The sequence below is a fragment of the Aeromonas veronii genome, assembly GCF_040215105.1.
Lineage (GTDB): Bacteria > Pseudomonadota > Gammaproteobacteria > Enterobacterales > Aeromonadaceae > Aeromonas > Aeromonas veronii_G.
Genome location: NZ_CP157875.1, coordinates 1,435,251 through 1,449,153, shown reverse-complemented (window position 1 = coordinate 1,449,153; position 13,903 = coordinate 1,435,251). Strand labels below are relative to the sequence as shown.

Below are 13,903 nucleotides of genomic sequence, written 5' to 3'. Positions count from 1 at the left end.
CGCAAGAGCATCGTCTGCGCCGCACCGACCATCCATCGGTATGAAGATCTATATCGACCCGACAGGGTCATGGCTTTAGGTGTTTTTTGGTTAAAAATCAGCAGAAAATAGCGAAGGGGAGCAAAGAGGAGGCATGCCCGGGGGCATGCCGTTGGCCACTCAGCCTTTCAGCCCGCCCAGAAACTCGGCACGGGTGTCCGGCTGGGTCTTGAATACACCACCGAGGGAGGTGGTGGTGGTATAGGAGGTGGAGTCCATCACCCCGCGCGCCTTCACGCAGTAGTGGGTCGCCCGGATGCTGATGGCCACGTCACGGGTGCCGAGCAGGGTCTGCAGCGCCAGCAGGATCTGCTGGGTGAGACGCTCCTGCACCTGGGGACGGCGGGCGAAGAACTGGACGATGCGGTTGATCTTCGACAGCCCGATCACCTTGCCACGGGGGATATAGGCCACGTGGGCCAGCCCGTCGATGGTGACGAAATGGTGCTCGCAGGTGCTGGTGAGGCTGATGTCCCGCACCATGATCATCTCGTCCACCTTCATCTTGTTCTCGATCACCGTCACCTTGGGGAAGGTGGCGTAGTCGAGGCCGGAGAAGATCTCGTTCACGTACATTTTGGCGATGCGGTGCGGCGTCTCCGCCAGGCTGTCATCCGCCAGATCCAGCCCCAGCGTCTCCATGATGGCGCGCATGTGGCCTTCGATCTTCTCTCGCTTCTGCTGGTTGTCCAGTACATTGGCCACTAGTGGTGTCTCGAGACCCTCGGCCTCGAGCGCTGCCCTGACCAACAGGGCTTCCTGACTCATATTCGTCATTCTCGTACTCTCCCACGCTCAGGGACTGTGATGGTCGCCATCTGTTGTGGCGGCATTCTACTGTGGCGCAATCTTACAGGGCGATTATTGTCATAATTCGAACTAACTCAAGCCCGGTACCTGACTTTATGTCAATCCGTCGTGTTTTACTCCCGTGCCACCCTGCCCGTATGGGGTGTCCGGCCATCAATATCGTCACCCGCCCACACCAGCCTGCCCAAGCGGTCACTTTTTTGGGATAATCCGCCCTCACCACAATAAAGAGGTCATGATGATGGGATTCGATACCGGCACACTCCTCCCCCTAAGCGACGCCCTGCAAGGGATGCTGGACCAACTGGCCTGCTGCTGCGACACCGAGCAATTGCCGCTGCCCCAGGCGTTGGACCGGATCCTGGCCGAGGATATCGCCTCCCCCCTCTCGGTGCCTCCTTTCGACAACTCCGCCATGGACGGCTATGCCGTACGCCTGGCCGATCTCGCCGCAGGCACCCCGCTCAAGGTGGCAGGCAAGGCCTTCGCCGGCCAGCCCTATGAGGGAGAGTGGCCCACCGGCCACTGCGTTCGCATCATGACCGGTGCCCCCGTCCCCGCCGGCACCGAGGCGGTCGTCATGCAGGAAGAGACCGAGGCCCTGGGCGAGCTGGTGCGTTTTGTCAGCCAGCCCAGGCTCGGCCAGAACATTCGCCGCCGGGGCGAGGACATGGCCGAAGGCTCGCAAGTGCTGGCGAAGGGCCTGCGCCTGAGCCCCCGCGAGCTGCCGCTGCTGGCATCGCTTGGCATCGCGACCGTGACAGTCCATCGTCCCCTCAGGGTCGCCATTTTCAGCACCGGGGATGAGCTCAAACCGGTGGGCACTCCCCTTGAGCATGGCGATATCTACGACTCCAATCGCTACGGGGTCAAGGCCATGCTGGCGCGCCTCGGCATCGACTGTCTGGACCTTGGCATCATCCCGGACGATCCCGCCGCCCTGCGGGCCGCCTTCCTCCAGGCCGATCGGGAAGCCGATGCCCTCATCACCACCGGCGGCGTCTCGGTCGGTGAGGCGGACTTCACCAAGCAGCTGCTCGAAGAGCTAGGCGAGATAGGCTTCTGGAAGCTCGCCATCAAGCCGGGCAAGCCGTTCGCCTTCGGCAAGCTGCCCCAGGCCTGGTTCTTCGGCCTGCCGGGCAACCCCGTCTCCGCCATGGTCACCTTCGATCAGCTGGTGCGCCCGGCGCTCGCCAGGCTCGCCGGCCAGACGCTCGCCCCCGCGCTGCGTCTCAGTGCCATCACGAGCGAGCCACTCAAGAAGGCGCCGGGGCGGATGGATTTCCAGCGCGGCATATTGAGCGCAGGCCCGAACGGCCTCGAGGTTCGCAGCACCGGCTCCCAGGATTCGGGGGTGTTCAGCTCCCTCTCCAAGGCGAACTGCTACATCGTCCTCGAGCAGGAACGGGGCAAGGTGGCGGCAGGGGAGACGGTCACCGTCGAACCTTTCGCAGGGCTGCTGCTGTGAGCGAGATCCTCTCGGACGCGGAGCTTCTGCGCTACAACCGCCAGATCATCCTCAAATCCTTCGACTTCGAGGGGCAGGAGGCGCTCAAGCAGGCCAGGGTGCTGGTGATAGGGGCCGGGGGCCTTGGCTGCGCCGCCGCCCAGTATCTGGCGGTGGCCGGGGTCGGCCAGCTGACCCTGGTGGATTTCGACAAGGTGGAGCTCTCCAACCTGCAACGCCAGGTGCTGCACAGCGACGCGCGCATCGGCCAGTACAAGGTGGACTCGGCGGCCGAGACGCTGCGCGGCCTCAATCCCTGGCTCACCGTCGAAACACACGCCGCCCTCGCGGACGAAGCGCTGCTCGATACCCTGTTGCCGAGCCATCAGCTGGTGCTCGATTGCACCGACAACGTCGCCATTCGCAATCTGCTCAACCGGAAGGCGAGACAATATGGTGTGCCGCTGGTCTCCGGCGCCGCCATCCGGCTGGAGGGTCAGCTGTGCAGCTTCACCTGGCAGGAAGGTGAGCCCTGCTACGCCTGCCTGAGCTCCCTGTTTGGCGAGCAGTCACTGACCTGCGTCGAGGCCGGCGTGCTGGCCCCCATGGTGGGAGTAGTCGGCAGCCTGCAGGCGCTCGAGGCCATCAAGCTGCTGGCTGGCATGGGCAAAACCTACAGCGGCCGGTTGCTGATGATCGACGGCCTCGGCGGTGGTTTTCGGGAACTGAAACTCCCCAAGCGCCCCGACTGCCCGGTCTGTGGCCAGCCCTGATGGCTTGAGGCAAGTACCAAGTCTGAGCCGTTGTCACAAAAAAGCCGACCCCCCGGGTTCGGCTTTTTATTTACATGAGATTTGTCGGTTCGAGTCGCCATCTGGAGGTATCCTCGGACGTCGCCAATATCAGTGCATCGCCAGGATCCGCGTCAGCAAATGATTGAATCCGGCGGGATCTTCCGCTGGCCAGGCGTGATGGCCCGGCGGGGTATGGATGCTGGCGTTGGGCAGGGCAGCGAATTGTTCCACCCGTTTGGCGAGCGGCAGATAATCCTGGGTGGTGGAGATGATGGCGACCGGCTGTTCTATCCGGCCGAGGCGGGAGCGGGCCGACCAGCCGGGCAAGTCCCCCAGCAGCGCCCGATAGGTCTTTTTCTTGTTGCTGCGCACGAAACGCTGCCGGAAGGCGTGGCGTACCTGGGCGAGCTCGGGGCCCGGGAAGAGCTCGCGCCCGAGCCACCAGGCGAGCGGGCGCAGGCCAAACCAGCGCAGCCATTTCAGGCGCTGGGCAAAGCGCGCCTGCTCCTGCGGGGTCTCCAGCAAGAATTCGCTGAAGCCGTTGACCAGCACCAGACCATGCACCTTGTCCGGCAATTGCAGGGCCAGTTCCAGCGCCACCATGGCTCCGAGCGACAAGCCCACCACCCAGGCGGGCTCTGGCTGCTCATCGAGCCAGCGCGCCACATCCCGGGTCAGGGTCAGCACGTCGAAGGGCCCCTCCTGCAGGCTCTGGCCGTGACCGCGCAGGTCGAGCGCCACCACCCGGTAGTGATCAGCGAAGTGCTCAAGCTGGGCCTGCCAATCGAGGCTGGAGGAGCCGAGCCCGTGCAGCAGCACCAGCAAGGGGCCCTCCCCCGCACTGCGCAGGGCCAGCCCGTGGGATTTCATTACCTGATTACGACGCACTTCGCCTCTCCCTCCCGGCCCATGCCGGCTCTCGATCCCATCGGCTCCCCCGCTCACTCACGATGGCTGAGCATAGCTTCTCAGCCTTCCCCCACCAGACTCACCGCCTTGATGTAGGCATAGAGGCGCTGATCCGGCGCGAGGGTGAGCCGCTTGGCGGAGCGGCTGGTGATCCGGGCCAGCAGTATCTGCTGCCCCAGCGCCAACTGCAACAGGGTTTGCCCCGGCCGTACCTCGTGGGCATTGAGCAGCCGGGTCTCCAGGCAGTTGGAGAGGCTGGAGTCGGTGATGGGAGCGGTGGCAATCACCACATCCCGCCCCGCCACCTTGATCTGCAAGGGGCCGGGCTCGTCGGGGGCATGCTCCATGGTGACCATCAGCAACTGCTCACCGAGGCGCAGGCTCGCCATCTGCTCCCGCTGATCGTAGCTGTCCAGGGTCGCCGCCAGCATGACACCGGCGTCGTCCCGGCTGGCGAGCGAGAGATCGGTACGGGCGAAGATATCGCTCGGCCGTCCCTGGGCCTCTACCTTGCCGTCGGCCAGCAACACCAGCTGGTCGCAGAGCAGGCTGACCTCCTCCATGGCGTGGCTGACGAAGATCATCGGGATGCCGCTCTCCCGCTGCAACTCCTTGAGCACGTGGGCCTGATGGATGCGGCTGCGCCTGTCCAATGCCGAGAAGGGTTCATCGAGCAGCAGCAAGTCCGGCTCCGCCAGCAGGGCCCGGCCGAGGGCCACCCGCTGGCGCTGACCGCCGGAGAGGCCGTGGGCGGGTTGGTCCAGCAGCTCGGCAAAGCCGAGTCGCGTCGCCAAGGGGGCCGGATGCCAGCGTCCCTTGCCCTTCTTGGCGGCCAGTTGCAGATTGGCCAGCACCGTCATGTGCGGGAACAGGCGTGAATCCTGAAACACCAGGCCGATGCGGCGCGCCTCGGGCAGCGTCTCCGCCAGCTCCCTTCCCTGCCAGCAGAGGCGGTCACCGGCCTCTCGGTCAAGGCCCGCCAGCACCCGCAACAGGGTGCTCTTGCCACAGCCGGAGGGGCCAAAGAGGCCGAGTATGCCCCCCAGCGGGAGTTTGAGATCGCAATCGAGTGTGAATCCACCGAAGTGGCGTCTTGCCCTGATATCCAGCGTCATCCGAACAGCCTCCGTTGCCGGTGTTGCAGCACGCCATAGACCAGTACCAGCATGACGAGAGAGAAGCCCATCAGGCCGCCGGCCAGGATGTGGGCATGCTGGTAATCCATGGTCTCCACGTGATCGAACAGGGCGATGGAGAGCACCTGGGTCTCCCCGGGAATGTTGCCCCCTATCATCAGCACCACCCCGAACTCCCCCAGGGTGTGGGCAAAGCCGAGCGCCGCCGCCATCACGAAGCTTGGCAGCGTCATCGGCAAGATGATCTGAAAGAAGCGCTCGACGGGCCCGAGCCCCAGAGTGGCCGCCGCCTCCAGCTCCTTGTTGCCCATGTTGACGAAGGCGGAGGTGAGGGGTTGGACCACGAAAGGCAGCGAGTAGATGATGGAGGCCAGCAGCAGGCCGAGGAAACTGAACGCGAGGGGGGTGCCGAAGGTCTCTCGCCACCAGCTGCCGATGCCGTATTCGGGGGAGAAGGCGAGCAGCAGGTAGAAACCGAGCACGGTGGGTGGCAGCACCAGAGGCAGCGCCACCAGGGCCTCCACCACGGGCCGGAGTCTGTGTTGACTGCGAGACAGCCACCAGGCCAGCGGCGGCGACAGCAGCAAGAGTATGCCCGTGGTACTGGCCGCCAGCTTCAGGGTGAGCCAGACCGCCAGCAGATCACCTTCACTCATCGCCACCTCCCGCTCGGGATGCGCATTTTCATGATTCTCCTCCTTGATTCAACAAACTGGCCGGCGCAGGGCCGGCCAGTCATCAGGGGGTCAGTGCCTTGCCGTCATTGCGGCAGGGCATAGCCCGCGGCCTTGATCTGCGTCTGGCCCGGGCCCTTGAGCCAGGCAACCAGGGCATCCACGGCCTCACCATTTTTCAGTACCAGTGCTTGCTGCTCGATGGCGGGGTAATAGGCCCCCGGCACGGCCCAGGCTTCACCGGTCTTGCCCGCTTCCACCAGGTTGGCCCAGGCCACGAAGCCCATCTCGGCGTTGCCGGTATCCACGAACTGCCAGGTCTGGCTGATGTTGTTGCCGGTCAGCACCCGATACTGCTTGGGATCGATCTTGAGGTGCTCAAGGGTCGCCATGGCGGCGGTGCCATAAGGGGCGGTTTTCGGGTTGGCGATGGCGAGGTTGCCCTTCCAGTTGCGCAGGGTGGCCTCGTCAGGTGCCGGGCCGCCCTTCTTCCACAGACCCAGCTGGCCGATGGCGTAGGTGAAACGCTCGCTGCCCTTGCCCTCTTGTTCCAGCTTCTCAGGGGTCTTCACATCGGCGGAGAGGAAGAGATCGAAGGGGGCGCCGTGGGTGATCTGGGTGTAGAGCACGCCCGTGGCCGCCGAGCTGATGGTGACGGTATGGCCGGTCTTGGCGGTGAAATCCTTGCTAATGCGCTCTATGGTGCCCTTGAAGTTGGCCGCCACGGCCACCTTGACCTCGTCGGCCTGCACGGCGCTGGCGCAAGCACTCAGCAACACCACGGATAACAGCTTTTTCATTCCCTTACTCCTGTCTAAGCCTGAGCCTGTTGGCGGCTCTGTCATGGGAAGCCCTGATGGACTCATTCCCCTTGTTGCCAGCGGGCCGCGGCAGCGTCATCGCTCTCCTTGGCTTCCACCCAGCGTTGTTGCCCTGCCGCCGTCAGCTCTTTTTTCCAGAACGGCGCCCGGGTTTTCAGAAAGTCCATGATGAAATGGCAGGCCTCGAAGGCCGCCTCGCGGTGGGCACTGCTCACCGCCACCAGCACGATTTGATCGCCGAGCAGCAGCTCGCCGATGCGATGGATCAGGGTGCACTCCTGCAGCGGCCAGCGGGCGCGCGCCTGTGCAACGATCCCCGCCAGCGCCTTCTCCGTCATGCCGGGATAGTGCTCGAGGGCCAGCCCTTTCACCTCCTCCCCCTGATTGAAGTCCCGCACCTTGCCCACAAAGGTGACGATGGCGCCGGTATCGTGGCGGGTGGCGAGTCGCTCGTACTCCTCGGCCAGGGAAAAATCGGCCCGCTGCACCAGAATGCGATCCACTGTGGTTGCCTCGCTCATGATCAGCCTCCGGTCACCGGCGGGAAGAAGGCCACCTCATCCCCGTCGGTCAGGGGCGTCCCCAGCGGCACCAGGGTCTGGTTTACCGCCACCAGCAGCTTGCCCGCCTCCAGCGCCAGGGCCCACTTGTCCCCCCGCTCACACAGGGCGGCACGCAGCGCCTCGGCGGTGTCGTAGTCAGGGGACAGGCTCAGTTCGTCACAACTCACCAGCTCCCGCACCTGGGCAAAAAACAGTACCTTGATCATGCCTGCTCCCCTTGCGCGTGTTCACCGCCCACGACCGGGGCCTGGAAGTGGCCGGACTTGCCGCCGCGTTTCTCCACCAGTCTGAGCTGCTCGATCACCATGTCCTTTTGCACCGCCTTGCACATGTCGTAGATGGTCAGCGCCGCGACCGAGGCGGCCGTCAGGGCTTCCATCTCCACCCCCGTCTTGCCGGAGAGCTTGCAGAGGGTGCGAATATGCACCCTATTGTGCGCGGGCTGGGGTTCTATCTCTACCTCCACCTTGGTGAGGGCCAGAGGATGGCAGAGGGGGATGAGATCGGCGGTCTTCTTGGCCGCCATGATGCCGGCGATGCGGGCGGTGGCGAACACGTCGCCCTTGTGGTGCTGACCACCGAGGATCAAGGCCAGGGTCGCGGGAGCCATGGCGACATACGCCTCGGCGCGGGCTTCCCGCTCGGTCACCTGTTTGTCGGTGACGTCCACCATGTGGGCCTCACCGCTCTGGTTGAGATGGGTCAGGTTCATCTAGCCCCCTATCAAGAAATAAGATGGATGATCCGGGGCAACGCTCGGGATCACAGATGGGTCACGAAGTTGCACGGTCGGGTACGGGCATCGAGCTGATCCCGGATGAGCTGCTCCCAGCCGAGTCGGCAGGCGCCGGTGGAGCCCGGCAAGCAGCAGATCAGGGTGCGATTGGCGAGCCCGGCCAGAGCCCGGCTCTGCATGGCTGAACCTTTGATCTCGGCAAAGGAGAGCTGGCGGAACAGTTCGCCAAAGCCCTGTACCTTGCGCTCGAACAACACCCCTACCGCCTCGGGTACCCGGTTCTGCTCGTTGAAACCGGTGCCGCCGTTGACCAGGACCACCTGCACCCCTTCGTCGGCGATCCAGTCGCTGACCTGGGCGCGAATGCGAAACAGATTGTCGGCGCACAGGGCTCTGTCGGCCAGTTGGTGGCCCGCCTCGGTCAGGGCCGAGACCAGGTAGTCGCCGGAGCTGTCGTCGGCGGCACTGCGGCTGTCGGAGACCGTCAGGACGGCGATCTTGAGGGGAATGAATTCGTTGCTTTTAGGTGCCATGGAGCGAGTCCTGTAACACGGGAGAAGAGAAAATCGGCCACCACCCGGCGGGCAAAACCGGCCACAGGCGGGCTGGCAGCGTTACCGAGGGCGGATTCTAACAAAGAAGTCGGGTTGACGGGGATGAATTAGATCACGCAAAGACCATGGGGCCGGGTCCGGCCCCATGGTCACGGGCTTAGAATCCAGGCACGCCCTTCATGTCAGGCAGCTGGTGAGCAATCCCCTTGTGACAGTCGACGCAGGTGTTGGCCCCGCTCGCCAGGTTGGTGGAGTGCATCTGGGCGGCACGACGCCCCTGCAAGGAGAAGTCCATGTACTCGAAGTTGTGGCAGTTGCGGCACTCCCGCGAATCCGTGTCCTTCATCCGTTGCCACTCCCGCTCCGCCATCTCGCGGCGATGGGCCTCGAACTTCTCGCGAGTATCCACCTTGCCGGTCAGCATGCCCCACAGCTCCTTGGAGGCCTGCACCTTGCGAATGATCTTGTAGGTCCATTCGTGGGGTACGTGGCAATCCGGGCAGCTCGCGCGCACCCCTGAGCGGTTTGCATAGTGGATGGTGTCACGGTACTCCATGAAGACGTTGTCTTTCATCTCGTGACAGCCGGTACAGAACTTCTCGGTGTTGGACGCTTCCATGGCGGTGTTGAAACCACCCCAGAAGATGACGCCCCCGAAGAATCCCATCAGCAGCAGCACCCAGAGGGCCGCCTTGGAGGGAGATTTGAAGGTGACCCACAGTCGCTGCACAAAACCAGGTAATTTCATCGATGAACTCCTCAGTTCAGGGCTTCGACCGGCTTGAAGGTATTCCCCACCAGCGGCTTGGCATCCGCTTGCGGCACGTGGCACTGCAGGCAGAAGTAACGACGGGGGGAGACTTCACCCAGGGTCAGGCCATCGCGAGTCTCGAAGTGCGTGGGGCTGATCTTGGGGGCCTTCATGGCGCTGGCATTCTTGAAGCTGTGGCAGGCCAGGCACTTGTTGACCTTGTTATCCACTTCATAGTTGCGGATATCGTGGGGGATCAACGGCGGTTGATGCATATACTGGCGATCATAGGTATCCCCATCCTTGCGGAAGTTCTTGAGGGGGGCGGCTTCGGCCTCTGACGCCAGATCCGTACTGCCCCGTTCCGATTTGATCCCCCCCGTGCTGTTGGTGATCTCAGGCACGGCCGCCATCAAGGAACCCGCCATCAGGCAGGCCAGCATTGCTCCAATCAGCTTTTTCATTATGTGTTCTCCGACATTGTCTCTGCCTTGACGGCAAAACCTACAGTGATTTCAAAAACTTGTTCCGCGCAGACATCGATGCAACGGCCACAATTTGTACACTCCTGAGCCACAATCAAGGGCCCATGACCGCGTCTGGCGCCGTGAACCGGACCGCGCAGTATGGGGCGTTCCGGGCAGACCGCATAACAATCCATGCAGTTGCTGCAACGCTCACGCCCTTTGGCTGAAATCTTGATAAACCCGACCCGGTTCACCAGGGCGTAAAAGGCCCCCACCGGGCAGAGATGACCACACCAGCCCCGCTCCACCACAAACAGATCGAACAGAAAGAGCGCCAGCAGCAGCCCCCAACCCGCCCCCATGCCAAACAGCAGACCGCGCAGAGCCAGCGACACCGGGTTGACCAGCTCCCACACCAGCACGCCTGCGATGGCGGGCACCACCAGCACCATGGCCAGCAGCCAGTAGCGGGTGTTGCGGTTGAACTGGCCGTTGCCCTTGAGGCCGAGCCGGGCCCGAACCCAGGCGGCCGCATCCGTGATGAGGTTCACCGGACAGACCCAGGAGCAGAAGACCCGCCCTCCGACCAGCCAGTAAGCCACCAGCACCAGGGCGGCCCCGAGCCACAGGGTTGCCATGGGCCAGTGGCCCGCAGCGACCGTTTGCAGCAAGGTGAGAGGATCCGTGAGCGGCACCGTCTCCAGCAACAATGAGCTGGAGAGGTTCCCCTTGAGGATCCAGACACCCGCCAGCGGACCCAGCAGGAACAGACCGAGCACGCTGAGCTGGCTCACCCTGCGCAGCAGCAGGAAGCGGTGCGACCGCCACCAGCCCAGCTTCGCCCTGGCCTCGGCTCCCGGATAACGACTCATAGCCCCTCCGGTTTGCGGGTCGGCAGGGTGAGTCGCTCACCGATAAGGGACTTGCCGGCCTTTTGCTTCTCTTCCCAGCCGAGTCGGTAGTGATGACCCAGCTCCCCCTTGGCAAGACCGCGAGGCACCACCTTGATCGCGGCTTCCTCCAGCACGCAGGCATGCTCGCACTTGCCACAGCCGGTACACAGATCGCTGTGCACGGTCGGCAGGAACATGGCGTGCTTGCCGGTACGGGGGTTGCGTTGCAGCTCGAGGGTGATGGCCTCATCAATCAGGGGACAGACCCGGTAGCAGACGTCGCAGCGCAGCCCCAGGAAGTTGAGGCAAGTCTCGTGATCGATGAGCACCGCCACCCCCATCCGCGCCTGATCGATGCTGGTCATCCCCTGATCCAGTGCCCCGCTCGGGCAGGCCACCACACAGGGGATGTCTTCACACATCTCGCAGGGAACGCTGCGGGCCTCGAAGTAGGGAGTGCCCGTGGTCACCGGGGTCAGCAGTCTGGCGAGCTTCAAGGTGTCATAGGGACAGGCCTCGACGCAGAGCCCGCAGCGCACGCAGGCACCGAGGAAATCCGCTTCGGCCAGCGCCGCCGGGGGGCGCAGAGCCTGGGCCGGCACGGCTTGCGCCTGCTGGCGTGCAACCGTGCCAAGCCCGGCCCCAAGCAGGCCCACTGAGCAGGCCCCCTTGGCAAAGTCGGCCAGAAACTGGCGGCGGCTGCGGCTCATCCCCTAACCGCCTCAGGCCTTCACGACCTTGACGGCGCACTTCTTGTAATCCGTCTCTTTGGAGAGGGGATCCGTGGCGTCCAGCGTCAGCTTGTTGACCAGCTGGCTCGCATCGAAGAAGGGCATGAACACCAGGCCTTTTGGCGGCTTGTTGCGACCGCGGGTCTCGACGCGGGTCTTCACCTCGCCACGGCGGGAGGAGACGATGACCTCTTCCCCACGGCGCACCCCACGGGCCTTGGCATCTTCCGGGTGCATGAACAGCACCGCATCCGGGAAGGCGCGATAGAGTTCGGGCACCCGGCGAGTCATGGTACCGGTGTGCCAGTGCTCCAGCACCCGGCCGGTGGAGAGCCACATGTCGTATTCGCTGTCCGGTGCTTCGGCGGCCGGTTCGTAGGGCAGCGCGAAGATCACCGCCTTGCCGTCCGGCTTGCCGTAGAAGCGCACGCCCTCGCCCGCTTTCACATAAGGGTCGAACCCTTCGCGGTAGCGCCACAGGGTCTCCTTGCCGTCCACCACGGGCCAGCGCAGACCGCGTGCCTCATGGTACTGATCGAACGGAGCCAGATCGTGACCGTGACCACGACCGAAGCTCGCGTACTCCTCGAACAGCCCTTTCTGGACATAGAAACCAAAGTGCTCCGCCTCGTCGTTCAGGACACCCTTGCTCTGCTCTTTCGGGAACTGATCGACCTGACCGTTCTTGTAGAGCACCTCGTAGAGGGTCTTGCCCTTCACTTCCGGCATCTTGGCGATGAGCTCAGCCGGCCACACCTCTTCCACGGTGAAGCGCTTGGAGAACTCCATCAGCTGCCACAGGTCAGACTTGGCCCCTTCCGGTGCCTTGACCTGCTGGTGCCAGAACTGGGTGCGACGCTCGGCATTGCCGTAGGCCCCCTCTTTCTCCACCCACATGGCGGTGGGCAGGATGAGATCGGCGGCTTGCGCCGTCACGGTCGGGTACGGATCGGACACCACGATGAAGTTGGCCGGGTTGCGATAACCGGGCAGCCCCTCCTCGTTCATGTTGGGGCCGGCCTGCATGTTGTTGTTGCACATCACCCAGTAGGCATTGAGCTTGCCGTCTTTGAGCATGCGGTTTTGCAGCACGGCGTGGTAGCCCACCTTGTCCGGGATGGTGCCTTCCGGCAGCTTCCAGATCTTCTCGGCGGTGGCACGGTGCTTGGGATCGGTCACCACCATGTCGGCAGGCAGACGGTGGGCGAAGGTACCCACTTCCCGGGCGGTGCCACAGGCGGAGGGCTGACCGGTCAGGGAGAAGGGGCCGCTGCCCGGGGTGGAGATCTTGCCGGTCAGCAGGTGGATGTTGTAGCAGAGGTTGTTGGCCCAGACACCACGGGTGTGCTGGTTGAAGCCCATGGTCCAGTAGGAGACCACCTTCTTGCTGGGATCGGCATAGAGCTGGGCCAGTTTCTCGAGTTTGTCCTTGGAGACACCGGAGAGTTTGGCCACGGAGTCGACGTCGTAATCCGCCACGAATTTCGCGAAATCGTCGAAGTTCATGGGGGTGGAGTCGCCGCTGTCCGGATTCTTGGCTTTTTGCTGCAACGGGTTGGTGGGACGCAGGCCGTAACCGATGTCGGTCACCCCTTTGCGGAACTGGGTGTGCTTGTTGACAAACTCCCAGTTCACCTTGTCGTTCTGGATGATGTAGTTGGCGATGTAGTTGAGGATCGCCAAGTCGGTCTGGGGCGTGAACACCATGCCGTTGTCCGCGAGCTCGAAGCTGCGGTGCTCGAAGGTGGAGAGCACGTGCACCTGCACGTCCTGGTGGGACAGACGACGATCCGAGATGCGCGACCAGAGGATGGGGTGCATCTCGGCCATGTTGGAACCCCAGAGCACGAAGGCGTCGGCCTGCTCGATGTCGTCGTAGCAGCCCATGGGTTCATCCATGCCGAAGGTACGCATGAAACCGACCACGGCGGAGGCCATGCAGTGACGGGCGTTGGGATCCAGGTTGTTGGTGCGCAGGCCTGCCTTCATCAGCTTGGCGGCGGCATAGCCTTCCCAGACGGTCCACTGGCCGGAGCCGAACATGCCGACCGCGGTCGGGCCCTTCTCTTTCAGGGTGGCCTTGAACTTCTCCGCCATGATGTCGAACGCCTGATCCCAGCTGATGGGGGCGAAGTTGCCGTTCTTGTCGAACTTGCCGTTGGTCATGCGCAGCATGGGCTGGGTCAGACGGTCCTGGCCGTACATGATCTTCGACAGGAAGTAGCCCTTGATGCAATTGAGGCCACGGTTGACCGGGGCATCGGGATCACCCTGGGTCGCCACGACGCGGCCTCCCTGGGAGCCGACCAGCACGGAACAGCCGGTCCCGCAGAAACGGCAGGGGGCCTTGTCCCAGGTGATGGCGGTCTTGTCGGTGCTGGTGATCAGGTTCGCCGCCATAGTGGGGGCACTGACACCGGCCACCGCAGCGGCTGCCGCCACCGCATTGGCCTTCATAAAGTCGCGTCGACTCAGCTTCATGGCATATCCTCACATCGCTTATCGCGTAAGTTGTCGAGTGTATCGATCTGTTAGTGGCTCGGGGCGGTGAACAACACACCCGGCATCGCCTGTCTCA

16 protein-coding genes are annotated in these 13,903 nt (G+C 63.6%); 2 read left to right on the top strand and 14 right to left on the bottom strand.

From position 1 onward, the window contains the following. Positions 1–159 precede the first annotated feature (159 nt). Complete coding sequence (gene folE / locus ABNP46_RS06835) at positions 160–816, bottom strand: GTP cyclohydrolase I FolE (RefSeq protein ID WP_349921656.1); 657 nt, start codon at positions 814–816, stop codon at positions 160–162. Positions 817–1,090: 274 nt separating this feature from the next. Between folE and moeA the strand changes: the two genes are divergently transcribed. Next, complete coding sequence (gene moeA / locus ABNP46_RS06830) at positions 1,091–2,317, top strand: molybdopterin molybdotransferase MoeA (RefSeq protein WP_349922413.1); 1,227 nt, start codon at positions 1,091–1,093, stop codon at positions 2,315–2,317. Then, positions 2,314–3,069 carry a molybdopterin-synthase adenylyltransferase MoeB gene (gene moeB / locus ABNP46_RS06825; RefSeq protein WP_349921655.1) on the top strand — a complete coding sequence of 252 codons (756 nt, stop codon included), beginning with the start codon at positions 2,314–2,316 and terminating at the stop codon, positions 3,067–3,069. Before moeA ends, moeB begins: the two co-directional genes overlap by 4 nt. A gap of 129 nt (positions 3,070–3,198) precedes the next feature. Here the strand turns inward: moeB and ABNP46_RS06820 are convergent, their stop codons facing one another. The 13 genes from ABNP46_RS06820 to napA form a co-directional block, all read right to left on the bottom strand. After that, positions 3,199–3,978 carry an alpha/beta fold hydrolase gene (locus ABNP46_RS06820; protein ID WP_349921654.1) on the bottom strand — a complete coding sequence of 260 codons (780 nt, stop codon included), beginning with the start codon at positions 3,976–3,978 and terminating at the stop codon, positions 3,199–3,201. 80 nt (positions 3,979–4,058) lie between these two features. Next, positions 4,059–5,114, bottom strand: coding sequence for a molybdenum ABC transporter ATP-binding protein (gene modC, locus ABNP46_RS06815; RefSeq protein ID WP_349921653.1), 1,056 nt, complete (start codon positions 5,112–5,114; stop codon positions 4,059–4,061). Then, entirely contained in the window at positions 5,111–5,791 is a 681-nt protein-coding gene (gene modB / locus ABNP46_RS06810; RefSeq protein ID WP_349921652.1) for a molybdate ABC transporter permease subunit, read from the bottom strand. The genes modC and modB overlap by 4 nt, the downstream gene beginning before the upstream one ends. A gap of 104 nt (positions 5,792–5,895) precedes the next feature. Beyond that, positions 5,896–6,609 carry a molybdate ABC transporter substrate-binding protein gene (modA, locus tag ABNP46_RS06805; protein WP_349921651.1) on the bottom strand — a complete coding sequence of 238 codons (714 nt, stop codon included), beginning with the start codon at positions 6,607–6,609 and terminating at the stop codon, positions 5,896–5,898. 62 nt (positions 6,610–6,671) lie between these two features. Further along, the gene (moaE, locus tag ABNP46_RS06800) at positions 6,672–7,151 is read right to left on the bottom strand and encodes a molybdopterin synthase catalytic subunit MoaE (RefSeq protein WP_349921650.1); all 480 of its coding nucleotides are present in this window, start codon (positions 7,149–7,151) and stop codon (positions 6,672–6,674) included. Between the two features lie 2 nt (positions 7,152–7,153). Beyond that, positions 7,154–7,399, bottom strand: coding sequence for a molybdopterin synthase sulfur carrier subunit (moaD, locus tag ABNP46_RS06795; RefSeq protein WP_349921649.1), 246 nt, complete (start codon positions 7,397–7,399; stop codon positions 7,154–7,156). Beyond that, positions 7,396–7,905 (bottom strand): cyclic pyranopterin monophosphate synthase MoaC, encoded by a 510-nt coding sequence (gene moaC / locus ABNP46_RS06790; RefSeq protein ID WP_349921648.1) that lies wholly within the window; start codon positions 7,903–7,905, stop codon positions 7,396–7,398. Before moaC ends, moaD begins: the two co-directional genes overlap by 4 nt. 50 nt (positions 7,906–7,955) lie before the next feature. After that, a complete protein-coding gene (moaB, locus tag ABNP46_RS06785; protein ID WP_349921647.1) occupies positions 7,956–8,462 on the bottom strand; it encodes a molybdenum cofactor biosynthesis protein B in 507 nt (168 codons plus the stop codon). A 178-nt stretch (positions 8,463–8,640) separates the two neighbouring features. After that, positions 8,641–9,231 carry a cytochrome c3 family protein gene (locus ABNP46_RS06780; RefSeq protein ID WP_349921646.1) on the bottom strand — a complete coding sequence of 197 codons (591 nt, stop codon included), beginning with the start codon at positions 9,229–9,231 and terminating at the stop codon, positions 8,641–8,643. A gap of 11 nt (positions 9,232–9,242) precedes the next feature. Beyond that, positions 9,243–9,698: a nitrate reductase cytochrome c-type subunit gene (locus tag ABNP46_RS06775; RefSeq protein ID WP_349921645.1), complete on the bottom strand. Its 456-nt coding sequence runs from the start codon at positions 9,696–9,698 to the stop codon at positions 9,243–9,245. Next, entirely contained in the window at positions 9,698–10,573 is an 876-nt protein-coding gene (napH, locus tag ABNP46_RS06770) for a quinol dehydrogenase ferredoxin subunit NapH (RefSeq protein WP_349921644.1), read from the bottom strand. Before napH ends, ABNP46_RS06775 begins: the two co-directional genes overlap by 1 nt. Continuing rightward, on the bottom strand, positions 10,570–11,304 hold the full coding sequence (napG, locus tag ABNP46_RS06765; RefSeq protein ID WP_349921643.1) for a ferredoxin-type protein NapG: 735 nt from the start codon (positions 11,302–11,304) through the stop codon (positions 10,570–10,572). Before napG ends, napH begins: the two co-directional genes overlap by 4 nt. Positions 11,305–11,316: 12 nt before the next feature. Beyond that, positions 11,317–13,806 (bottom strand): nitrate reductase catalytic subunit NapA, encoded by a 2,490-nt coding sequence (gene napA, locus ABNP46_RS06760; RefSeq protein WP_349921642.1) that lies wholly within the window; start codon positions 13,804–13,806, stop codon positions 11,317–11,319. Between the last annotated feature and the right edge of the window lie 97 nt (positions 13,807–13,903).